21 protein-coding genes and 1 pseudogene are annotated in these 21,868 nt (G+C 58.9%); 17 read left to right on the top strand and 5 right to left on the bottom strand.

Features of this window, described 5'->3' with window-relative positions; all coding sequences use genetic code 11:
• Nucleotides 1–168, top strand: a pseudogene (gltD, locus tag O7A60_RS26550) (glutamate synthase); the annotation flags it as partial.
• A gap of 1 nt (nt 169) precedes the next feature.
• On the opposite strand, the gene ubiM reads toward gltD, so the two are convergent.
• On the bottom strand, nt 170–1,339 hold the full coding sequence (gene ubiM, locus O7A60_RS26545; RefSeq protein ID WP_337108702.1) for a 5-demethoxyubiquinol-8 5-hydroxylase UbiM: 1,170 nt from the start codon (nt 1,337–1,339) through the stop codon (nt 170–172).
• Nucleotides 1,340–1,531: 192 nt separating this feature from the next.
• Here ubiM and O7A60_RS26540 point away from each other — a divergent pair, with 192 nt between their 5' ends.
• The 15 genes from O7A60_RS26540 to O7A60_RS26470 all read left to right on the top strand — a co-directional run bounded on the left by O7A60_RS26540 (nt 1,532) and on the right by O7A60_RS26470 (nt 17,614).
• On the top strand, nt 1,532–1,747 hold the full coding sequence (locus O7A60_RS26540) for a hypothetical protein (protein WP_027146768.1): 216 nt from the start codon (nt 1,532–1,534) through the stop codon (nt 1,745–1,747).
• 684 nt (nt 1,748–2,431) lie between these two features.
• Nucleotides 2,432–3,781 carry an MFS transporter gene (locus tag O7A60_RS26535; RefSeq protein ID WP_337108701.1) on the top strand — a complete coding sequence of 450 codons (1,350 nt, stop codon included), beginning with the start codon at nt 2,432–2,434 and terminating at the stop codon, nt 3,779–3,781.
• A 122-nt stretch (nt 3,782–3,903) separates the two neighbouring features.
• Nucleotides 3,904–4,953 (top strand): efflux RND transporter periplasmic adaptor subunit, encoded by a 1,050-nt coding sequence (locus O7A60_RS26530; RefSeq protein WP_337108700.1) that lies wholly within the window; start codon nt 3,904–3,906, stop codon nt 4,951–4,953.
• 420 nt (nt 4,954–5,373) lie between these two features.
• On the top strand, nt 5,374–6,009 hold the full coding sequence (queE, locus tag O7A60_RS26525; protein ID WP_337108699.1) for a 7-carboxy-7-deazaguanine synthase: 636 nt from the start codon (nt 5,374–5,376) through the stop codon (nt 6,007–6,009).
• Entirely contained in the window at nt 6,006–6,359 is a 354-nt protein-coding gene (gene queD / locus O7A60_RS26520; protein ID WP_032936461.1) for a 6-carboxytetrahydropterin synthase QueD, read from the top strand. The genes queE and queD overlap by 4 nt, the downstream gene beginning before the upstream one ends.
• A 4-nt stretch (nt 6,360–6,363) precedes the next feature.
• Nucleotides 6,364–7,125, top strand: coding sequence for a 7-cyano-7-deazaguanine synthase QueC (queC, locus tag O7A60_RS26515; RefSeq protein ID WP_337108698.1), 762 nt, complete (start codon nt 6,364–6,366; stop codon nt 7,123–7,125).
• Between the two features lie 761 nt (nt 7,126–7,886).
• Complete coding sequence (locus O7A60_RS26510) at nt 7,887–8,960, top strand: nucleoid-associated protein (RefSeq protein ID WP_337108697.1); 1,074 nt, start codon at nt 7,887–7,889, stop codon at nt 8,958–8,960.
• Nucleotides 8,957–9,955 carry a GTP pyrophosphokinase gene (locus O7A60_RS26505; protein ID WP_337108696.1) on the top strand — a complete coding sequence of 333 codons (999 nt, stop codon included), beginning with the start codon at nt 8,957–8,959 and terminating at the stop codon, nt 9,953–9,955. The genes O7A60_RS26510 and O7A60_RS26505 overlap by 4 nt, the downstream gene beginning before the upstream one ends.
• Nucleotides 9,956–10,048: 93 nt before the next feature.
• Nucleotides 10,049–10,339: a hypothetical protein gene (locus tag O7A60_RS26500; RefSeq protein WP_337108695.1), complete on the top strand. Its 291-nt coding sequence runs from the start codon at nt 10,049–10,051 to the stop codon at nt 10,337–10,339.
• A gap of 952 nt (nt 10,340–11,291) precedes the next feature.
• Nucleotides 11,292–12,731, top strand: coding sequence for a hypothetical protein (locus O7A60_RS26495; protein WP_337108694.1), 1,440 nt, complete (start codon nt 11,292–11,294; stop codon nt 12,729–12,731).
• Nucleotides 12,724–13,542: a hypothetical protein gene (locus tag O7A60_RS26490; protein WP_337108693.1), complete on the top strand. Its 819-nt coding sequence runs from the start codon at nt 12,724–12,726 to the stop codon at nt 13,540–13,542. Before O7A60_RS26495 ends, O7A60_RS26490 begins: the two co-directional genes overlap by 8 nt.
• Nucleotides 13,539–14,849 (top strand): hypothetical protein, encoded by a 1,311-nt coding sequence (locus O7A60_RS26485; RefSeq protein WP_415926861.1) that lies wholly within the window; start codon nt 13,539–13,541, stop codon nt 14,847–14,849. The genes O7A60_RS26490 and O7A60_RS26485 overlap by 4 nt, the downstream gene beginning before the upstream one ends.
• Complete coding sequence (locus O7A60_RS26480) at nt 14,846–15,895, top strand: hypothetical protein (RefSeq protein ID WP_337108692.1); 1,050 nt, start codon at nt 14,846–14,848, stop codon at nt 15,893–15,895. Before O7A60_RS26485 ends, O7A60_RS26480 begins: the two co-directional genes overlap by 4 nt.
• Before the next feature lie 48 nt (nt 15,896–15,943).
• Entirely contained in the window at nt 15,944–17,104 is a 1,161-nt protein-coding gene (locus O7A60_RS26475) for a DUF4236 domain-containing protein (protein ID WP_337108691.1), read from the top strand.
• A gap of 141 nt (nt 17,105–17,245) precedes the next feature.
• On the top strand, nt 17,246–17,614 hold the full coding sequence (locus O7A60_RS26470; RefSeq protein WP_337108690.1) for a hypothetical protein: 369 nt from the start codon (nt 17,246–17,248) through the stop codon (nt 17,612–17,614).
• 201 nt (nt 17,615–17,815) lie between these two features.
• On the opposite strand, the gene fabG is transcribed toward O7A60_RS26470, so the two are convergent.
• The 4 genes from fabG to O7A60_RS26450 form a co-directional block, all read right to left on the bottom strand.
• Nucleotides 17,816–18,553: a 3-oxoacyl-[acyl-carrier-protein] reductase gene (gene fabG, locus O7A60_RS26465; protein WP_337108689.1), complete on the bottom strand. Its 738-nt coding sequence runs from the start codon at nt 18,551–18,553 to the stop codon at nt 17,816–17,818.
• 225 nt (nt 18,554–18,778) lie between these two features.
• Nucleotides 18,779–19,987 carry a beta-ketoacyl-[acyl-carrier-protein] synthase family protein gene (locus O7A60_RS26460; RefSeq protein WP_027146602.1) on the bottom strand — a complete coding sequence of 403 codons (1,209 nt, stop codon included), beginning with the start codon at nt 19,985–19,987 and terminating at the stop codon, nt 18,779–18,781.
• Complete coding sequence (locus tag O7A60_RS26455; protein WP_027146603.1) at nt 19,988–20,269, bottom strand: acyl carrier protein; 282 nt, start codon at nt 20,267–20,269, stop codon at nt 19,988–19,990.
• 232 nt (nt 20,270–20,501) lie between these two features.
• Entirely contained in the window at nt 20,502–21,092 is a 591-nt protein-coding gene (locus tag O7A60_RS26450) for a NodA family N-acyltransferase (RefSeq protein WP_027146604.1), read from the bottom strand.
• Between the two features lie 395 nt (nt 21,093–21,487).
• Here O7A60_RS26450 and O7A60_RS26445 point away from each other — a divergent pair, with 395 nt between their 5' ends.
• Entirely contained in the window at nt 21,488–21,610 is a 123-nt protein-coding gene (locus tag O7A60_RS26445) for a transposase (protein WP_156938323.1), read from the top strand.
• Nucleotides 21,611–21,868 lie beyond the last annotated feature (258 nt).

The following is a 21,868-nucleotide window of genomic DNA, read 5'->3' as shown; positions in this document are numbered from 1 at the left end:
AATGTCGAGGCCAACGACCGCGACTACAGGACCAGCGTCGACCGGCTCTACGCGGCGGGCGATGTGCGCCGCGGCCAGTCGCTGGTCGTCTGGGCGATCCGCGAAGGCCGCCAGGCCGCACGCTCGATCGACGAGGCGCTGATGGGAACGACCGTCCTGCCGCGCTAGTCTAACGCCTCAGCACGGCAGAAATTCCGCGTCGGACGAATGGCAGATTTTGACCGAGCCGAAGGCCAACATGCCTTGCGACCTGCGCCAGCGGGCGCTCGTCTGTGTAAAGCTTAACCAGCATGTTGGTGGCGTGGTAAAGCGGCGCGGCGCTCAGTCTTAGCCGGGTTTCATATCGACGAAGCAAGGTTGGGTCGGCGATATCGGTGCCTTTGCGCCAAGCCTCCAGAATTCCATTCGCGAGTCGATGCTGGCCGCCAAGCCCGATGTTGAAGCCATGCGCTGTGACAGGATGCATGCCGACGGCCGCATCCCCGATGAGAGCGGCCCGCGGCATCCAGAACCTGTCTGCCCACGTCGTGACGAGGGAATAGGCATGGCGGCTGCTGGCGAGCGACATTTTACCCAGCCGTCCTCCACAGCGCTGGTTCATCTCCGCGACGAATGCAGCATCGTTCATCAGCACGAGCCGGGAAACCTCGTTTGCGGGAAGTGTCACAAGCAATGACGACACGCCTGTCGCAAGCGGCAGCATCGCGATCGTCTGCTTGTCATCAAACCATTCCGTCGCGATCCGCTGGTGGTGCAGTTCATGCCGTACACGGCAGATCAGCATCGAGCAACCAAGCCGGTTGACGTTGGCGGCAATGCCCAGCATTTCGCGCAGCCGAGAGAGGCGTGAATCCGCCGCCACCAAAAGTCGGCCTTGGAGCTGTCGACCATCTGAGAGGTTAACCGTCGCGCCACCGTCTTTGACTTGGGCGGCGACGACATTGGAACCAGCGAATATACTTACATGCTCCAGTGTACGGACAACGCCGAACAGGGCGCTGCGAATCCAATGGTTGGGCACGAGAATCGCCAGTGGTTTCTCGCATCCCGCAGGCGCATCGAAGCTCAGCGCGAACGGATTCGATCCATTGAGTACCCGAGCACCAAGCAGGGGCGATTTTTCCGAATAGGGAATGGCATCCCATGCGCCCAGGTCGCGTAGAATTTTGACCGAAGCGTGCGTGAGTGCAATCTCACGTCCGTCGAAGGCGGGCTGCCCCAGATCTGCCACCGACCGGCGTTCGATCAATGCGACCTTGAGATTACTTGCGCCGAGCGACGCAGCAAACGCCAGACCAACCGGACCGGCCCCCACAACGATGATGTCGAAGCCCGTCATCTTTGGGCAATGCCCGCGCGGTTCAGGTCGAAGCGAACACCTTTTAACCAGCGAAATGGCCCGACTGCGTTTCTGATGACCAGGTTCCACATTTGCCTCTCAAGACCAAAAATTTCGGTGCGACCTGATCCAGGTCAATGCCGCCCCGTGCGTTCACACCATTCTTATAAAAAACCAATCAACAGGTGACACATGGCCGATATCGTCTCGAAGCTTGTCCGGGAGTGCAATGCAGCGTGGACCAAGGGTGTGGATTTTCTCACGATCTGGCACACAACCTTGAAACAACATCCCTACGTCGCAGGCCAGCCGTTGCAGGACCAGAACGAAGCCGGCCCTGCGCTCATGATCCCGTTGGTCACCGGCCGCCACCTCATATTCGATGCTTCAGGATTTTGGCTCGGCTAAACCCACCATGGTGGCGGCGCGGCGCCGGTTCGATGGGACAGCTACGGCTTGCGAGCTGAATGACGAGATTGCCAAAGCCGACAAGCCCATCATTGTCATGTAAACTCCAACGACCACCAGAAAGCTTTCCGCCGCCATAGCATTCTCCTTCGATCCGGGTGACGAGAGCATGCCGTGAACGGACAAGCCTTGATTTGGGTCAAGCACAACCGGAAAGATGATCGAAACGTGTCTGAACGGCCCATTTGTCGGCCGGCAACTCGACTGACCGTCCGAGCGCCGCCTGCCGGGACGCGCCGGTTAGCGTGTTGCCATCCGTGACCTGTACCAAATTCCGATGCGAACTAGCTGCCGTCTCGCCGTTCTTGCGCGACTTGGTGGAATGCTTTGTCGCAGGGTCGCGGCAGATGGGTCAATCATAGCGGGGCTTCCCGTTCGGGTTCCAGCGGCTTAGTCGCAACGATGAGGGTTCGAGCTGGTCGGCACCACAACGGCACCAGCTCGGCACCTCAACCGGAAAGCCTCCTCTCGGGTATGACCCGCGGCATTGGGTCCGATGTCTCACATGTCGGACATCCGACGTCACTGGATCGACCGCATCGTCTTGATTCAGCACGACCTCTCGTTTGGAACGATGCATGCGTGGCTCTCCAGCGAATGTCCCCGAGCGAGTCTGGACCTCTCATGCCCATTCCGATCCTTGCGCTTGCCATTGCGTCCTTCTGCATCGGCACCACCGAATTCGTCATCATGGGCCTGCTGCCGGAGATCGCCGCCGCTCTCGGCGTAACCATTCCCGCCGCCGGCCTGCTGGTCGCCGGCTATGCGCTGGGCGTCGTCTTCGGCGCGCCAATCGTCGGCATGGCTACCGCGCATTTGCCACGCAAGCCTGTGCTGGTCGGACTTGCAGCCCTGTTCGTCGTCGGCAACCTCTTCTGCGCCATCGCGCTCAATTACTGGCTGCTGATGGCCGCGCGCGTCTTCACCGCTTTCGGCCACGGCGCCTTCTTCGGCATCGGCTCGGTCGTCGCCGCAAACCTGGTGCCACGCAACAAGCGCGCCAGCGCCATCGCGCTGATGTTCGCCGGCCTGACGCTGGCCAATATCCTCGGCGTTCCCGCTGGAACGGCGCTTGGCGAAGCCTTTGGCTGGCGGGCCACCTTCCTGGCCGTGGCCGGCATCGGCCTGATCTCGGTCGCGGCCATCGCCTGGCTGGTGCCGTCCGACGTCACGGAACCGAGCGGCGGCGGCCTACGCGCCGAAGTCCGCGTGCTCGGCAAGCTGCAGGTCTGGCTGGCGATGCTGATCGCGGCGCTGACCTCAGCCAGCCTACTCGCCGTCTTCACCTACATCAAACCCTACCTCACCGAAGTATCGGGCCTGTCGACCGCGGCGGTCACCTGGGTGCTTCTGCTGTTCGGCGCCGGCATGACTATCGGCAACATCATCGGCGGCAGGCTGGCCGAGTGGAAACCGATGCCGACGGTGATCGCCACCTTGCTGTTGATGGCCCTGCTGTTGGTCGCCTTCATGCAGTTCGGCGCGATCGCCAGCGTTGCCGCCGGCATCGTTTTCCTGTGGGGCCTGCTCATCTTCGTCGTCGTGCCGCCGCTGCAGATCCGTGTCGTCGATGCGGCTTCCGAAGGACCGAACCTCGCCGCCACGCTGAACCAGGGCGCCTTCAACCTCGGCAATGCCGGCGGCGCGTGGATCGGCGGCGTGGCGCTCTCCTGGGGCGTTTCCTACGCCAATTTGCCGCTGGTCGGGGCAGTGCTCGCCCTGCTGGCGGCGAGCGTCGCCGTGCTGCTGCAGTCGCTTGATCGTCGGACTGTTCTGCAGACGCGGACGCGTAGGCACACCTCGGCATCAGAAGCCGAAGGGTCGGATCAGAAGGATAATAGAGATTCGTCGCTGCCGCCAAAAGAGCCCGACGAAATGACCACGATCCAAAATGGGTGGGAGTACGAGGAAATAAGGAAGCAACCGACCGACTGCCGGCCCGGTCCGGCTCCCAAGCTTTCCTCGGAATTCTAGCAGCCAAAATCAGCGACTGGTATGAGATCATGAGACGATGTGTTTTCCTCCTTGGGCTTTGCGCTTGTGCTGTTGGCGCAGCTGTTTGGGTCGCTTCAGCGCCAAGCAGGCAATCGTCCAGTTTGGCACCGGCCGCTATTGTAAAGCGGGGCTCGCTGGCGGACACCGTATCTGCTATCGGCATTCTGGAACCCTCATCGCTTGTTCAAATCGATACGCGCGTCTCGGCCCAATTGATGAAGTTTCACGTCAGCTTGCGGGACAGCGTTCACGCAGGTGATCTTATTGCGGAAATGGATTCTTTCGAGCAGCAGAACCGAATGCGCGTGGCGAGGGCTTTGCTTTCCCAGAAGCAGGCGGCCCAACGCTTGGCGCAGTTCGAGCTCGATCGGGCCGAGCGTGCCCTCGGGCGTCAGCGCCAACTCTCTGCGAGCCAAGTCGTTTCGAGCGCGGCTCTTCAGGATGCCGAAGTCGCCGCCGGGATTGCCAGCGCCAAGCTCGAGGAATCGACAGCAAAGGTCGAAGAAGCGGCTGCCGGGGTCGCAAAGGCCCAAAAGGATCTCGACTCTACACAGATCACAGCCCCGATAGACGGACGGGTGATCGCTCTCGAGCCCAAAGGGGAACAGCCGCAGACCTCGCGGGTGATTGCTGTCATCGGGCAGACCGATGTGATGAGGGCGCGAGTGCAAGTTTCCGAAGCAGATGTCGCGCGCGTCAAGGTGGGGCAGCCGGTGCATTTCACCACCGCCGGAGACAGAAAGACGAACCGAGCTAGCGTGGTGATGGAAGTAGAGCCAGCGCCATCAACTCTCCTGACGAACCGGGGACCTCCTGGCAGCGGCTGCTCGGGGGGGCCGCAGGCGGTCTGTTACAATGTGGTTTTCGAGGCACCCAACACGGACGGGAAGCTTCTGCCGATGATGACCGCCGAGGTGACGATTACGGTGAGCGCGGTTGATAATGTGTTGCTTGCCCCGAGGGGTGCGCTCGTCGGCCCAGATCCGCAAGGTTTGTACTACGCGAAGGTCGAGAAAGGAGACGGCGCGACCGAGTCACGCCGCGTGCGTGTGGGGCTGGTGAACCAAACCCACGCAGAGATCGTTGCTGGCCTCGCGGAGGGCGAAAAGATTATTCTACAGAAGGACAGCGGCATCACCGACACGGACTGACCGGCCATTGTCTTGCCAACGCTCGCGACCATCAACGCTTCCCAAAGGATTGCCTCGCCAAGGCCAAAAGGGTGCCGCTGGGATCTATCGTGCACATCTCGCTGGACTACGAAGGCCATGGACACCATACAGGCCCGGCCTGCAGAAGATCCGGGATGAAGCAGGCCGACATTTCGAGCTGGAGCATCATCCCGAAACGATTCAGATAAGGACATGCGGTTCAGGTGATTCATACGATGACATTCTACCAAGAGCGAGAAGCCTCCGCTCGGCTGCCGCCCTCTGACGTTAGCTTCCTGCTCGGGGTGAGCGAGTCTTCGGGGATGGAAGCGAGAGCGCTGTCCAGAACGCGCGTTCCGACGGCATTCTCGCCCCAGGCGTGGCAGGTACGTCACCCGCTCAATCGAAGGTAGCTTAGCGATGTCATACGCCGTCAAGGAGATCTTCTATACGCTGCAAGGTGAGGGACGTAATGCGGGGCGGGCCGCCGTATTTTGTCGCTTCGCGGGATGTAACCTGTGGTCTGGCCGGGAAGCCGACCGCGCTACGGCAATCTGCAGATTCTGCGATACCGATTTCGTTGGTACGAAGGGCTCTGCGGGCGGACGCTTTGCGACCGCACAGGGGCTTGCATCCGCCGTTGAACGGGCCTGGCGCGGGTCGGTGGGAAGGGAGGGCCTTGTCGTCCTTACCGGAGGGGAACCCCTTCTGCAGGTTGATGAAGAGCTGATCCAGGCACTGCACGCCGCAGGTTTTGAAATTGCTGTAGAGACCAACGGCACCATCCATCCGCCGGCTGGGATCGACTGGCTGTGTGTCAGTCCTAAGGCCGGTGCTCCACTCGCGGTTAGGGCCGGGGACGAACTTAAGCTTGTTTATCCTCAGCTGAATGCCGAGCCAGAGTGCTTCGAAGGCCTGGCATTCGACCACCTGCTGCTCCAACCGATGGATGGACCTGAACGCGACGCGAACACCGCGGCCGCGGTCGCCTATTGCCTTGCTAATCCACGCTGGCAGCTCACCCTTCAAACCCACAAGCTCTTGGGAATTCCATGAAAATCACGCAAGCCTTCACCTTTGAGGCAGCTCACCGCCTTCCCCGGGTACCCGAATCCCATCGCTGCCATCGAATGCATGGCCACTCATACCGGGTGGACCTCCGTCTCGCAGGCACAGTTGATCCGGACACGGGTTTTGTCGTGGATTTCTTCGACATCGAGGCTGCTTTCGCGCCCCTTTTGCAGCGCCTTGACCATCACTGCCTCAATGAGATCGAGGGTCTAACAAATCCGACCGCCGAAAATATCGCGATCTGGATCTGGGACCGATTAAAACCCGTCCTGCCGCAAATTGCGTCGGTAATAGTTTGGGAGACGCCGCAATGCTGGGCTGAATATGAAGGGTGAGACGATGCAACAAGATTCCGAGTCTGCGCTCGTTCTCTTCTCCGGCGGCCAGGATTCAACCACCTGTTTGGCCTGGGCGCTTGAGACATTCGCGCGCGTCGAGACGATCGGCTTTGATTACAGGCAGCGTCATCGGGTCGAATTAGACGTCCGCCCGCGCGTGCTCGAGCAATTGCGGAGGGACTTTGCGGGTTGGAGTGCTCGACTGGGCGAGGATCACCTCGTCGATATAGCGGTGCTCGCAAATTTGAGCGAAACGGCGCTCACCCACAGTGTCGAAATCGCGATGCAGGAGAATGGGCTCCCGAACACCTTCGTGCCTGGGCGCAACCTTCTCTTCTTGACGTTCGCGGCCGCCGTCGCTTATCGCCGAGGCGTAAGGCATTTGGTAGCTGGCGTCTGCGAGACGGATTACTCGGGCTACCCCGATTGCCGAGACGACACGATCAAAGCGATGCAAGTCGCTCTGAATCTTGGGATGGAGAAGCGCTTTGTCATCCATACTCCGTTGATGTGGATCGACAAGGCGCAGACCTGGGCGCTGGCCGAGCGGCTAGGAAACGAGACGCTGGTCAAGCTCATCCGTGAGGAAACCCACACCTGCTACAATGGCGACCGCGAGCACGCTCACGCCTGGGGCTTCGGATGCGGGGCCTGTCCAGCATGCGAACTGCGCGCCCAAGGTTGGGAACGCTTCCTCTCCTGCAGGTCGAACCCGAACGCGCGCCCACAAAGCAATTTGGCGTCGGCGCGCCTGCAGGTTTAGCTCGCATACACAGTACAGCATGAGCATGAAAGCATGCTGAGCAGCATTGTGCGAAGTGCAACGAAATGTTGGACACCCGACAGAGCGGTTCCGGCGGACCTCGTTGTAATTAAGGAGGGTTCTCCCTTGGCACGACTGATGCAGTGTCATCCGCAACACGTCGCCGACGACAGTGAGATCGCATCGAATGGCGCAATGACTCTCTCTCTCTTATCGTGATCCACAGTTCGAATCGATCCTAAGCTATCGGAGCCAGGCTCTCGGCATCGCCGCGGGATCACACCCTTGCCCCGGGGGGCCGCAGCTTACGAAAGGCTATGCCGGAGCCTCGTAATAGAACTGGAGAGGCTATGACGGGACAGCGCGAACCATTCGTGGAAGAAACACAGGAGACGCCGACAATACCGCGCCAGCGTTTGCAGCCCCCCTGGCCTGGTCACGAGAGTGAAGGATATTCACGCGAGTTCGTCACCGAGAGGATGCTACGGCAGTTCTTTTCTCCGTGGAATTCTTGTGTGTGGCGTCGGGGCGCGAATTGGGGATCGTCGCGGAGCCAAGCAGGCTCGCCACCTTGAACGTGCAATCCGACCTCGGGAGGACGACTTGTTCCGCCGGACCCATCGCCTGCGTGGGCAGAGATCGGAAAGCTCTCCTTGGCGCGACTTTCGGCGGATATTCCTTCCACCGCTTTGACGTGAGAGAATTCTTTACCCAGCCAGCATACGTTCACGTAGTTGCACTATAGGACAGACGGGACAGCTATGTTATTTGAAAATCTAAAGGTTCACCGCGTTGCGGTTCACGAGGTTTTTCGCCGCAACGACGACAGATCTATTCAGCCACCGGCGTATTCCAATAATCTGGAATCCCTGAGCGCTGAGGCTATGGGCGCCTTTCGACTTCGGATGACCGATGCATTGTCGGGTCAGACCCAAAGCCTGCAGATGCGGATTGTGAAGGTTGGTGCCGGCAGCTTCTTGGAATGTGCAGAAGGACTCATCGGTTCCGACGACGCAGCGTTCCTACTAGGCTCCAAGGAATTGGCCACCAAGCTTGCTGAGTCACAGCTGGCCCGGCGTATACCGGGCGGCATGGTCATTGTGTTCAACGGGACGGTGGGCGCAGTGTCGGTTCCGTTTATCGGCGTGATCAAGGCGGAAATCCAACAAGGCTTCCGGCGTTCTCTTGCGGGCGCAATTGCCATAATCGAGTTCCTGAACAATATCTTTCTCACACCTGCAACACGTCTTTATAAGATTGGCGTGATGGCATTTGATGACACGACAAAACCGAAGCCCGAGGGCCGGCGCGCCTTCATTTTCGATAGCAACATCTCCGCCGGCAATCGAGAGGCCGCAGCAACGTATTTCTACGATGGCTTTCTTGGCTGCGCGTTGCCCAGCGACGGTCCCTACGAGACCATGAGGTTCTTCGATCTGACAAAGGAGTTCATTCGTGGCTCAGACCTGCAGCCCGAGAAGAAGCGTGATATGGTCGATAGCCTCTATGTGTTCGTTCGGGACGAACAAGATCCGACGTTCACCGCTGACCAGTTTGGCAGTCGATTTTTTCCGGCAGAACTCCAAGACCCATATGCCGATTTCATGACCAACAGGAAGTTCACGCCGAATGCAGTCGTGAGAGACACGTCGCAGATGGGCAGTCGACTTCGCAGGCGTCGGCTAAAGTTTGGCGGAGACATTGAGCTCTCCGCTTCACCCGAGGCACTGAAGACCAAGGTGCATATGGAGCCAATTCCAGCTGACGGGATCCTCGGCGATAGCAATAGCTGGACGCGGGTTATCATCCGTGAGCGCTTAACGGGCGAGCAATGACGGACCGCGAAACCAAGCTACTCGAGCGGTGGCGCGCCGAGCGCCCGATGTATGCTGCTTGGGGAAATTTTGTCTCGGCGACATTGACTGATGCCATCGCCGAGGAAATTAAACCAACGGCTGTCGAGCTTTTCCTCCGTATCCCGATCAGGCCACGGACAAAAGACGAGTCGTCGCTCTTGACCAAAGCTTTCAGGCGGGGAAAACCCTATGCGGATCCCTACAACGATATCGAAGACAAGGTCGGTTTGCGTGTCGTCGTCTTGGTCTCGTCCGACATCAAGGTTGTAGAGAGGGTAATCAAGAGATGCCCGAATTGGACAGCCGTCCTCGCGCGGGACTACGAAGAGGAGCGAAGGCAGCGGCCGTACGAATTCGACTATCAGTCAGTTCACTACATAGTTCGGTCAAAGGAGGAGTTGACATTTGATGATGTGATCGTCGAGGCCGGTAAACCCTGCGAGATTCAGGTCCGCACGTTACTCCAGCACGCCTACAGCGAACTAACGCACGACACGATATACAAGCCTAGCGTCCAAGCCTCGCCTGAAGTGAAGCGTTCGGCCGCTAAGAGCATGGCCCTGATGGAGGCCACGGACGACTACTTCATGAGGGTAAGGGAATGGTTGGATGCGGCACTGGCTCCAAGTCGCCTGGTATCAGCAGCTGTCGACCGCTTGTACCGCTCATTTACGGGGTTGGAGCCTCAGCCGTCGCCGCTGGATACGTTGCTGATTGATCACTTTGGCCAGTGGGCGAAGGAGGGCTTCGAGGAAAACCTAAAGCAGTTTCTTCATGACAAAGCCTTTCTGGCGGACCGTATTAGAGAACGCGCCCCAACAGACCTATTATTCCGTCAGCCTGCTATACTTTTGGTCTACTGGGCCATCAAAGTTGCGCCTCGCGGTGCGCCTGAGAATGGCCCGCTTACTGACCAAGAGTTCGGCCCAATATACAGTGATCTCGGCTTGGCTCGGGCCGCAGCGAAGGGGTAGTCGCCTTTCGGCGGCGGCGCCGATGTAAGGCGCAGCCGAGACTTGGGCGCGTCACGTCAGGTGTCTGTAAGGCGATCGGAGTACGCAGCAACTGTGATTGTGGAAATTTCAGCGCCCACTGAGGGGATTGCCGAATTGGAAATTTTCGAAAGACTTGAAGGGTTGATCGATGCGCCCAAAGGTGAAACAGTCAACGATGCCCGGGCGATGCTGCATCAATTCGAGTCGGCAATGACCGCTGACGCAATCCACCAATTCTTGCTGGATCTGATGACCTTGGTCTTCGTCGCGGAGTCTGCCGATCACAATTTTCTCGCGTCAGTACGAAAACTGGCGAAAATTAGGCTTGCCGTGCTCAAGATGGTTTGCGGAGTCTCAGTCTGACCGTCCGCGCCTGAGCTTTTTTCGTGCGGTGGGAACAACTCCGAAACATCAGGGTCGTGACGCCGACCGCACGTCCCACCCCGCGGCCTTTCCCCGTAAGAACTGCCCGCCGGTCAAAGCCGACGGAGGCCTTGTTATTGCTTCATGCTTCCGTCGGCCAGTTCTCGAAAAACCAGGCACCAAAAGCGGTAGTCGGCGTTTCGACCAGCAAAATTCGCCTCTAGCGCGGACCAAGCTACCGCAGTCGCAGCGTCGCGCCCGTAAAGCTCGATCGCGGCACTTACGGCACGCTTAGGATCGGCCAATTCGGCCACCGTCAAAACATTCGAGGGGCGAGTATCTGCGGGCATCCGCACATTGTGCCATGTCGGTGCCGATGCGACAACAATGGTGTCGGCAGCTATGTGCTGCCGAGCGCTTTTGCCTCGCCTTCCAGCGTCTCCCTGTGGTTGCCGTGCTTCGCGACAGGTTGTGGACTTCTGGAATAGCGTCCATTACCACCGCTCGGCCGATCTGTAATGGCATGTGGAAGATGGCACGGCTTTCAACCCCTGCTCGAAGCAGGCGGAAGATGCCGTTATGTGGTCGGCTAAGCATGGGCTTTGCGTCGCTTCCAACAGTTGGCGGCGTCAGCCCCTCGCATCTGGTGGCACACCCCGGAGGATCCGGGGTTGCAGTGCGGGTCGAGCCCGAATGCGCAGGAACGCAATTTCGCTCAGGCAATCCTACCAGATTCACCGCGTCTCGAACTCACTCCTTCGCATCGTCCAAACAGCTCTCAGACGCATTGATCCCGTTGGGGCGAATGCGGTGGCCCGATCGTGTGGCCGACCATTGCCGAATTTCACCGGTGCCGAACCGACGATGGTCGAACGCCGATGGTTGCCCTTTAGCGCTACTGTGCATAGAAAGCATTCTGCTTGGGGCGAAAAGAATTAGGATTACGAAGGGCGTGGGTTCTAAATTCGAAAAACTGAATCGGCTGCGCGAGTCTCTGCGCGATTCCAATCATGATTTCCGAGCGAGCACCCAGCTTTTCAGCAGCTTGGATGTCGCCAAGATTGATCGCGATATGGATCTCGCTGGTCGCGGGAAAGAGCGTGGCGAGGGCAACCAGCCCCCGAAGACCGCCAAGAATCTCGACGATCTCGAACATGCGATCATTGAACGGGTCGAGGACGAGAAAAAGGCTTCCTATCATACTCTAGAGGACAACCTGCAGCTTCTCGGCGGACGTCTCGCCGGCCTCGATTTCGAAGAACAGTTCGGTCTCATCCGTCAGGCGAACGCGGCCAGCGTATCAGACTTCAAAGCTTCGGTTACGGTCGGGCTGGATGAACTCCATGGATTAAGAAGGGCTCTCGACGACGCTGAGAAAGAGCACGCCTGGTTCAAAGAGAAGCACGGATTGGTTCGCGCGGCGCGCGTCCAGCACGGCGCGGCTCATCTTTTGCGGCTCTCGCTGCTGCTGCTCCTTTTTCTTGTCGAAACAGGGATGAACGGGAGTTTCCTTGCCAAAGGGAATGAGCAGGGGTTCTTTGGCGGCATCCTGGAGGCAGCAGCATTCTCGTTCATCAACATCGGCGCCGCATTGCTTCTCGCGGTTTTCTGCGCCCGCCTGGTCACCCACCGGTCGGTCTTTGGGAAGCTGGTCGGGATTTTCTCGATCGTTGTCTATGTCGCTCTGGCCGTGACCATAAATCTGGCGCTGGCGCACTATCGCGAGGTGAGTGGCTCGCTCGCGGACGGCGCCGGCACAGAGGTCATCCGAAACATGCTTGCCAATCCGGCGGGCCTTATGGACGTGAAGTCGTGGCTGCTGTTTGCGATTGGCCTCATGTTTTCGATTTTCGCATTTATTGACGGCTGGTTCGTACTTGACCCGTATCCGGGTTACGCTGGCGTCGAAAATCGGCTGGTCCGTAAGCGGCAGGACTATATCGACCGGAAGAGGGAGTTGATTGAAGAACTGCAAGATGTTCGCGACGACCACAATGAAAAGGTTGAGGACATCGTCAAGGAACTCGGCAGCCGTCGCAGGGAGCATCGTGCGATCGTCGATCATCGGTCCAGACTTCTGGCGCTTTTTGCACAGCATCAGGACCAGTTGGAGCGAGCCTGCAACCAGCTTCTGTCGAAATACAGGGAAGCGAACATACAGGCGAGGAAAGAGCCTGCCCCCAAACATTTCGGGGCGCCTTACAAGCTCGATCGCATCAAACCTCAAATTTCCGGTGACGGGGAGTGGAGCGAGGGGGACGTTGGCGCATCCATCCGCGAGGCGCAAGAAGAGCTCAATGGTCAAGTCCGCCTTATCGGCCAGGAGTGCGAGCGGGGGATTGAGAAGTACCGCGAGCTCGACAAACTTCATCCGGACAGCGTGAATGGCTAGGCGAGCTCGCAGGCGCAAGAACGGCCATGCGGGCACGATCGTCGCGGCTGTCGCCCTTGGGCTGCTATCGGTTGCGATGCTGGCCGGCTTTGGCTGGATGTGGTCGCGATCTGGCAAGGGTCAGATCGACACCAGCACGAATTGTCCGTTGGATGGGCCAACCAGTCTCACGGCTGTTCTCGTCGATGCCACCGATCCGATTTCGACAACGACGATGGCCGATCTGAGGAACGAGTTCCGCAAGACAATCGGGCGGGTTGAGCCAGGCGGATATATGAGAATTTACACGCTGAACTCTGAGCCGGGCGACCTGACCGTGATGTTCGATGGGTGCAATCCTGGCGATGGGTCGACGGTGGATAGTTGGACCAACAACCCAGTGCGTCGTCAAAAGAAGTGGGAAGGCGCCTTTGGCGATCCTTTGAACAAGCTTCCTGATCAAATTCCGAATGCTGCCTCCGCCAGCCAGTCTCCGATCATGGCCGGCATTCAGCAGATCAAATTGTCGCTCTTCGACAGCAGCTTGGCGAAACAGGGTCGCGCAAAGCGATTGGTGGTCGCCTCGGACATGATTGAACATACGGCGCTTTATTCGCAGTACCGATCCGGGCTCGACTACCAGAAATACGTCAATAGCGCTGCCGATCGGACTTACGGCACCTCCCTTGATGGAGTGGACGTGACAATTCTCTACATCGACCGGGCAAAGAAGCCGTTTCAGTCGCTCGACCATGCCGAGTTCTGGACGCAATGGGTCCAAAGCCACCACGGCGAGTTCCAAAAGCTGGTTGGCTTGGAGGGGTTAAATTGATGTCGAGAAAGCACGACAATTCCCTATTGGGGCATCGAGGCTTCCCGCTTGTTGTCTTCGCGGCTTTGACGCTCGGAGGCTGCGTTTTCATCGCCATTGCGAAGCTCTCAGGTGTAAACCCGATCGCGGCCGCGGGTGCACCTGTATGCCTGATGCTCTTTTATCTCGGCGTTTCGATCTTCACTGGAAAGCTGCGCCTTCACGATGAGCAGACCGGCGACAATCTTTACTACATGGGCTTTCTGTTCACGCTCACGAGCCTTGGCGTGTCGTTGTTCCAGTTCGGGTCGGAAGGCTCCACTGATGCAATCGTTCGCAACTTCGGTATCGCTATTACGTCGACCATCACCGGCATCGCGCTCAGAATTTTCTACAATCAGATGCGCCGGGATCCGGCCGACATCGAGCGGACGGCCAGGCACGAACTCGCCGATATGACTCGGCGAGTAAGAGCCGAGATGGAGAGCGTCACCAGGGAGTTTGCTGACTTTCGCCGCGTCAGCCATCAAATGCTCGAAGAGGGCTTCGCAGAGATTGCCGTGCAAGCAGAGCGGAACGGCGAGCACATAAGATCCGCATTGGACAAGATCGCCATGGAATCGATCAAGCCGGTCCAGGAGGCATCTGGCAAGCTCAGTGATGCGCTTAAAGACAATTTCGGGCAGGTCGAAAGTCAGTTCTCTTCGATTGCGCAGCGGGTCGAAGCTGCTGCTGATTTGCTCGACAAAGCCAACAGCTCGATGTCTTCGTCGGTCGGTAAGCTCGGCGAACAAGCTGACACAGTGGCCACGAAGCTGGAAAGAGTTGTCGTGCCTGACGAGGTGCTAAAGAACGATCTGGCGCCCATGGTAAAGCTCCTGGGCAGCGCTGTCGCCCAGTATGCGGTCAAGACCGAGACGGCCTCGCAGGAGCAACAAGCTCGTATGGCCGGTCTCGCTGACGCAGTGGCGAAGGTGGCGAGTGGTGTAGAGCGGGCGGCAGCCGCGGCAGAGAGGACAGCGGAGAATGTTCAAGCGCAGCAGCGCCTAACCGAAGCGCTTGCGGCAGTGATGCAAAAGCAGAGTAAGGATACGAGCGAACTCGTTGCAACAATTGCAGAAAGGAGTCTTCAGGCGGCTCGCGCCAGCCATGCTGCCAACGACGCCATAGCAATCGATCCAGCACGCGCAGGGATACCTGCCGCCAGTGTTGGTGAAGAGGCAATAGTCACCATCTCCGAAGGTGCTCAAAGCGATTCCTTCCAATCCTTAGGCGGCGCGCCAGAGAAGGCTGAACCGCCGCGAAAAAGCGGCTGGTGGGGCCGGTGAGCGAGGTCGGCGGAACGGCGGTCGCTTTTGAGCGCAAGGGCTACGGCCGCGGCCTGATCCTGGGGCTGACAATGGCCGAGACGATGCTGCTTTTGGTGTTCTGCCTGCTGCTTGCAGCCGGCGCAATTATCGCCAAGAAGCAGAAAGAGGCTGCAGAGGCACAGAAGATTGCCCAGTCCCTCAAACAGGAATCGCGTAAGCTCGACGAGGAAAACAAGCGGCTCCTTGCTCAGCTGAATGAAATGGTCAAACCCGCGACAGGGCGCAACGTGCCCGACCAGCAATGGCGTGAGCTGGTCCTGGCCAAAGAGAACATTGAAAGCATCAAAAAGGCAGGGCTTTCGGTTGAAGAAGCGGTGAAACTGGCCCCGGTCACGAGGGTCCTTTCCGACAACGATGTCGACGCTGATCAAGCCAAAACGATGATCGAGCGCACGAAGGTGCTGAACGAGTTTGGCTACCTTGGTACGGCCAAGACCTCGAAGGACCTTTCAGATGCCTTGAAGAAGGCAGACGCGCCTGCGATGGCCGCCAAGCCGCACGATTGGCCGCCGATCATCAGTCTCAGCGAACTCAGCGGCTATAATTTCGATACCGGAAGTGCGGAGCTTTCCGATAGCTTCAGGCTGCGGTTGCGCGACCTGTCGAAGACGATTGCGGGCATTGCAACATCATACGGCGTCGACGTCATCGAGGTGATTGGACATACGGACGAGCAGGCCATGTCCGGTCAGTTATCGAACATGGACAAAGGTCTCCAACCGGTCCTGGCCCGCAAGGTAGAAGTCGGTACGCTTCATCCGGCCGACAACGCCGGCCTTGGGCTGGCACGTGCAATCTCGGTCACGAGCATCCTTCGCGATATGCCCGAGCTGAAACGGTTCACCATCCTGCCGATGTCGGGTGGCCAGCTGATATTGCCTGGCGACCATCTGACCGACGGAGCGCAGGCCGGCGACGTGAAGGCGAGACGACGAATTGAAATCAGGGTGAGGCAGCGCTCCCGCGAAACCGACCTCGCGCCGGCTGGGGGATCGAAGTCGTGAGTGGGAAAGAATGCTAGTGGCTTAGCATTTGGGTTGGGGGCTCTGGGAATGGGGTTTTACGTTCGAAAATCGATCGGTGCAGGTCCGTTCCGCTTCAACTTTTCGTCAGGCGGGGTCGGCGTCTCGGTTGGTGTAAAAGGTCTTCGGATCGGAACGGGGCCGCGCGGCCACTATATCCACGCAGGCCTAGGCGATCTCTACTATCGCGGCACGCTCGGAAAAGCCGGCGCGAAAAAGGGTGTCCAACAGCCAACCCGTCACACGTCGCAAGCTCAACCGCAACCGTCGGCCCCACAATACATCACGGATGACGTCGTGATGAGAGAGATCGAGTCCGGCGACGTTATGGACATGCGGGATGAGACGTTTGCAAATGTGCTCGATGAAATCAACGCCAGGCAATCGCAGAAGCGGCTCTCCGTGGCGCTAGCAGTTCTATTCGGAATAGCCGGGTTCCTTGTTGGGAAAGCGCTCGGAGGTTCCGGGCCTGTGCTGGGGACCGCTGCTTTTCTGCCGGGCATGCTCATTGGCAAATGGTTTGATGGCTACCTCAGGGTAAGCGTGCTCTATTATGATCTGGAGCAAGACGCCGAAGCTGCCTATGGCGGGCTGGTTGCCGCCTTCGAAACGCTCACTCGATGCGCAGGAAGGTGGCATGTCGCTGCCGGCGGCAAGATCCAGGATCTGACAACTTGGAAGCGCAATGCCGGGGCCAGCATGCTGGTCGACAAAAAGCCCACAACACTTGCAAACACCTTACCGCACGTCGTTCGCAGCAACGTTACACCGCCTTCGATGCACGTAGGACGGCAGGTTCTCTATTTCATGCCAGATCTCGTCCTCGTGAAGGACGGCAACCGCTTCGGCGCGGTTGGATACGCCGATCTCCATACACAGTTTGCTCCGAGCAATTTCATCGAGACGGGGAGAGTTCCGTCCGACGCTGAAGTGGTTGCACATACTTGGGCCCACCCTAACAAAAGCGGTGGGCCGGACAGGCGATTCAAAAACAATCGGCAGATTCCCGTCTGCCGCTACGAAGCCTTGCGCCTCTCCAGTGCGACTGGACTGAACGAACTCTTGGAATTCTCCAGGACGGGCGTGAGTCAGCCTTTTTGCCAGGCTCTAATGGCACTCGCGGCATTGCATCTAGGCTCTAGCCGCAAGGCCACAAAGATGGACGCACGTGGACCCTCACCCCGGGGCTGACACGAATACCCGCCCTGTGCGACCTGTAAACGGCTCGAGAAGATAGGAGGTTATCTTACAGAGCCACATTGTCGGTATGTGCCGCGCGCCATCCCCAGAGGCATGGTCTTGAGGAGATAAAGGTAAGATGTCAGGCTCATTTTGAAACGCAACGAAGGTCTCGTCATAGTTATCGTAACAACGCTCGGCGTCTCCGGCTTTCGCTGCCGACGATTTCTGAAAGCGCGTTCAGGATTCCGCAAACGCGTCGAAAAAGGGGGCGTCTACACGGCCATCGGGTATTCCGCCAGCAACGTCACCGTGAGCCAGGCCGAAGGCAGCCCGATCATTCTCCACACCTCGGCCAGCCCGGTTGATGCCGTGCGATCCTCTATAACCACAATCATCCCGATCACACCGGGGCGATTTGACGGTTGCGATGCGTTCGGTACCGCTCTGCCCTACGATCAATTCATCAACGCCGGCACGCAGTTGAAATATGGCGGCCAGGCACGACGAACTCAGCATTGAGCGCAATAAGCTTGTCCAGGCTGGTGATCCATTTATCCACCGGACGCAGGCAATGACGAGCTGGAAATCTACAGCCATAAGCTTCTGGTCACAGCCAGGCCGGACACAGGTCGCGGACGTTCACGTGCCAGACAGTGTGGTTGCGGAGGTCACGGACCGCGGTCACCCAAGGCCATTTTGGAGACTCCGGTCTGCCCCTGCTCAAAGCATCGCCATGCCGCCATTCACGTGAATTGTCTGACCGGTGACGTAGGCAGCTCCATTGGAAGCGAGGTAGGCGACTGCGGAAGCGACTTCGTCGCTGGTGCCCATGCGCTTCGTGGGGATCGCCGCCATGATCGCTTCTTTCTGCTTGTCGTTGAGCTTGTCGGTCATCGCCGATTCGATGAAGCCCGGGGCGACGCAGTTGACCGTGATGCTTCGGGGGGCGATCTCCTGCGCCAGCGACTTGGAAAACCCGATCATGCCAGCCTTGGAGGCTGAGTAATTGGTCTGGCCGGCATTGCCGGTGACGCCGGAGACCGAAGTGATGTTGATGATGCGGCCGTGCCGGCGCCGCATCATCGGATGGGTGAGTTCGCGGGTCAGCCGGAACACGGCTGTCAGGTTGACCTCGAGCACGCTGTCCCAGTCGGCGTCGGACATGCGCACGAACAGCCCGTCCTTCGTGATGCCGGCATTGTTGACCAGAATGTCGACGCCCTCGAGATCTGCCTCCGCCTTCTGGCCGAGCGCCTTGACTTCATCGCGGTTCGACAGATTGGCCGGAAACAGCTTGACCCGGTCGCCGAGCTCACCCGCCAGCGTTTCCAGTTTCTCGATGCGCGTGCCATGGAGTCCGACGATCGCGCCCTGAGCATGCAGCACCCTGGCGATCGCCTCACCGATGCCTCCCGTTGCGCCGGTGACGAGCGCCTTGCGGCCATTCAATTCGAACATTTCTTATCCTCTTCTCAATCGTGCAGGCCGGTGATGAATTGTGCAATTTACAGGCCTTTGCTGCGGTCGGTCTCGGCCACGGGATGCGCGGCGCCGCTCGACAACGTGATCACCTCATCTGAGGCTTCGTGCTGGGGGTTACGCCAAGTACTGCATGCAACATTCAGCCGGACCGACGGAGTGATACGGGTCGGTGACCTTTGCGGGAGGCATCTCGCAGGGCTTCTACACCTGTTTGAATGCTAAAACTGCGTTCAGTCCGCCCATGGCGAAGGCGTTGCTCATGGCCACGCGCACCTTGCGCTCGCGCGCAACATTGGGCGTGACGTCGAGATCGCAATTGGGGTCTGGCTGGCGATAATTGGCGGTCGGCGGCACAACACCGTCTTTGATCGCCATCACACAGGCGATCATTTCAAGCGCACTCGCTGCACCGAGGCAATGCCCGTGGGTGGACTTGGTGGAAGAGACGGACATCGAATTGGCATGATTACCGAAGACGCGCCTGATGGCCGCTGTTTCGATTTCATCGTTGGCCTTCGTGCCGGTGCCATGCGCGTTTAAGTACTGCACATCCTCGGCATTCAACCCGGCATCGGCAAGGCAGGCGCGCATCGCCGCTTCCGGCCCCTCGACAGTCGGCGCAGCGATGTGGAAGGCATCGGCGGAAAGCCCGATGCCAGCGATCTCGGCAAGGATCGTGGCGCCGCGTGCCTTGGCATGCTCATAGCTTTCCAGCACGGCCATACCCGCACCCTCGCCCAGCACCAAGCCCCTCCTGTCGGCGGAGAAGGGCCGGCAAGTATCCGGAGCGAGTACGCGCATCGCCTCCCACGATTTCATCACAATAAACACAAATGGCGCGTCGCTGCCTCCGGCAAGCATCACGTCGGCCCGGCCGTACCTGATCTGGTCGACGGCCGAGGCGATCGCATGGTTGGCCGAGGCACAGGCGGACGTGGCGCCGAAGACCGGCCCGCGCAGGCCGAGGCTCATGCTGACGTGGCAGGCAGCTGCGCTCGGCATCGCCTTTACTCCAGTCATGAGATCAATGCGGGTCGCGCCGCCTAAAAGCAGGGCGCGATATGCTTTTTCGGCCGCGTCCCAGCCGCCGAAGCCGACGCCGACCGTCGCGCCGAAGCGATGGGCGTTTCCTTCATCGCAGGAAAGTCCGGCCTCTCGCATCGCTTCGTGCGCCGCAAGAACAGAAAGTAGGCTGAAGCGGGCCATGGAGACGAGCTGCCTGCGGTCAAGGTCGTGCTCAGGCAGCGCCTTGATCTCGGCGCCGATCATGCCCTTCAGCTCATGAAGGTCTGCATTGACAATCGGGCCGATGGCGGAGAGGCCTTCGCGCATCCCTGTCCAAATGGAGGCGACGTCGGTGCCCAGTCCGCACAACCCGCCTATTCCGGTGATGACGACGCGCCTGTCCATTCAAGCCACCTTAGCAAGCAAGCCGCGCATGGCTTCAACCATGCCGCCGACATTCTGAACACCCGTCCACGCCTCGGCCGTGTTCATTTCGATTTTGATGCCGTAGGCTTGCTCCAAATCCCAGAGCACGTCAGCTAATCCCAGTGAATCGATGCCAAGCTCGGTCATTTCCGTCTCAGCCGTTATTTCGCCGACGATGGAAGCAGTCGTTTCCTCGCCGCTCTCCGCTTCGACCCGTTTCTTGATTATGGCAATGATTTCCGTTGTAAGTTGATCAGCCATTGTGTTCCTTTCCCATTTCAGCTTATTTTGACGTGGATGCGGCTCGACTCCTGAGATCGGCGGCGTGGCAAAAATAGCCATTAAGCTTGCCAGCCGACGAAGCCCAATGCTCATTAGAGCCGGATTAGTTCCGGCGTTCTGCGGCAGGCGTGCCGATGACGAAGAGGGTCGCCGGCAAGAATGAATTGCTCGTGAAAGGTCAGCGTCAGTACCTCTTGGTATGTAGCCCGCATCATAACTCCGGACCGTTTCGGTCGATCAGGCTACCGGACGGCCACTCGTCCATCGAGCGTCCAATTGGCGAGACCAAGAGGAGCACGTCTTCAAGGCGCGTGGGCGGCAGGTCGGGATGCACATCTGGGAGCGTCGACCGTACGCGAACGCCCGAAATAACGGTCGCCAGACCGCCTCGACAGAACCTCTCAACATGGTTGCGCATCGCGTGCCGAACCGTGCCGAAAGCGAATGGAACCCGAAGCTGCTGCAGCACTGGAAACACAACGCCCAGTGAAAAGCTTATTCCGAGTCCTTCAAGATCCGGACGGATCCCATACAATCCCAGTTCGGCCACCAATAGATCGACCTCGCCAACTTTGATGAACCGGCGCAGTATGCCAATGTGAGCCGCTAAGCCGTGCGCATCGTAGCCGATTGCGCGGAATTCCGGCCTCGCACCGCCCCAACTGCGGCCGCCTTGGAATGGCTTTGCGTGGAAGGCCCCAGTCCGTCCATAGTTCGTTCGGAAGAAGTCGGACAGTTCGGCATGGTCGGCCAGTTGCAATTCATTTTCCCAGCACAACCGCCACCGCACGTCAGAACGCATGGAAGACCTCGTCTTTATTGCTGTTTCTTGAGGTAAGCACCTGTGCAGGAAAGAGCCTGTTGCCGCGAGCCGACGACGTGGCTTGCGCGGACCGAAGAACCCAGCCACAATGGGCACGCGGCTTGGGAGGTTCGGCGAACACCAGAAGGCGTGCACCAGAAAATGCTACGCGGGCCAAAAATGCTCCTAGGAGCTAACGCAAACATCGACAACTTCCTTTAAGGGGCTTTCTTGAATTGTCCCTATGCGGCGTTCTGCAAAACCGATCAAATCGTTTGTTTCGATTTGAGGCATCCACATAATGGATAGCTAAAATGCGGTTCAAAGGCTTGCCTCATATCCGAACGGATCAAGGTTCTTGACGCGCGCGTTCGCGCTGCCGCGAAACAGAAGCTATGGCTCGCCTGTTCATGACGGCTCCCGGCGTCGGCGCCGTCATCGCGCTGTCGGTTGCCTCGACTTATGACGATGCCTCCCGCTTCCGTCGATCCTCCAAGGCCGGCGCCCAGGCGCTATGAATCCGGAGGGTCAATCGAATCCGGCGTCTCTCCCAGCGCGGTGACTAGCTCACGCGAACCCACCTATATGAAGTCGCCAATGTGATCCTCACGCGACAGGTTAGCTTCTCTTCTCTGAAGGCCTGGGCCCGCGGATCGCCAAGGGCGCCGGCTTCAAGAAGGCAAAGGTTGCGGTGGCGCACAAGCTCGCCGTCATCCTCCAAGACGAGGGAGCCGTTCCGCTATGCGGCTGCTGCAGCCAAGACGAGCTTCGCCGCC

Origin of the sequence: Mesorhizobium salmacidum (SeqCode), from assembly GCF_037179605.1 — a bacterium.
GTDB classification, from domain to species: Bacteria; Pseudomonadota; Alphaproteobacteria; order Rhizobiales; family Rhizobiaceae; genus Mesorhizobium; species Mesorhizobium salmacidum.
The sequence above is the reverse complement of the archived record's forward strand: the minus strand, read 5'-3'. Positions and strand labels throughout refer to the sequence as shown.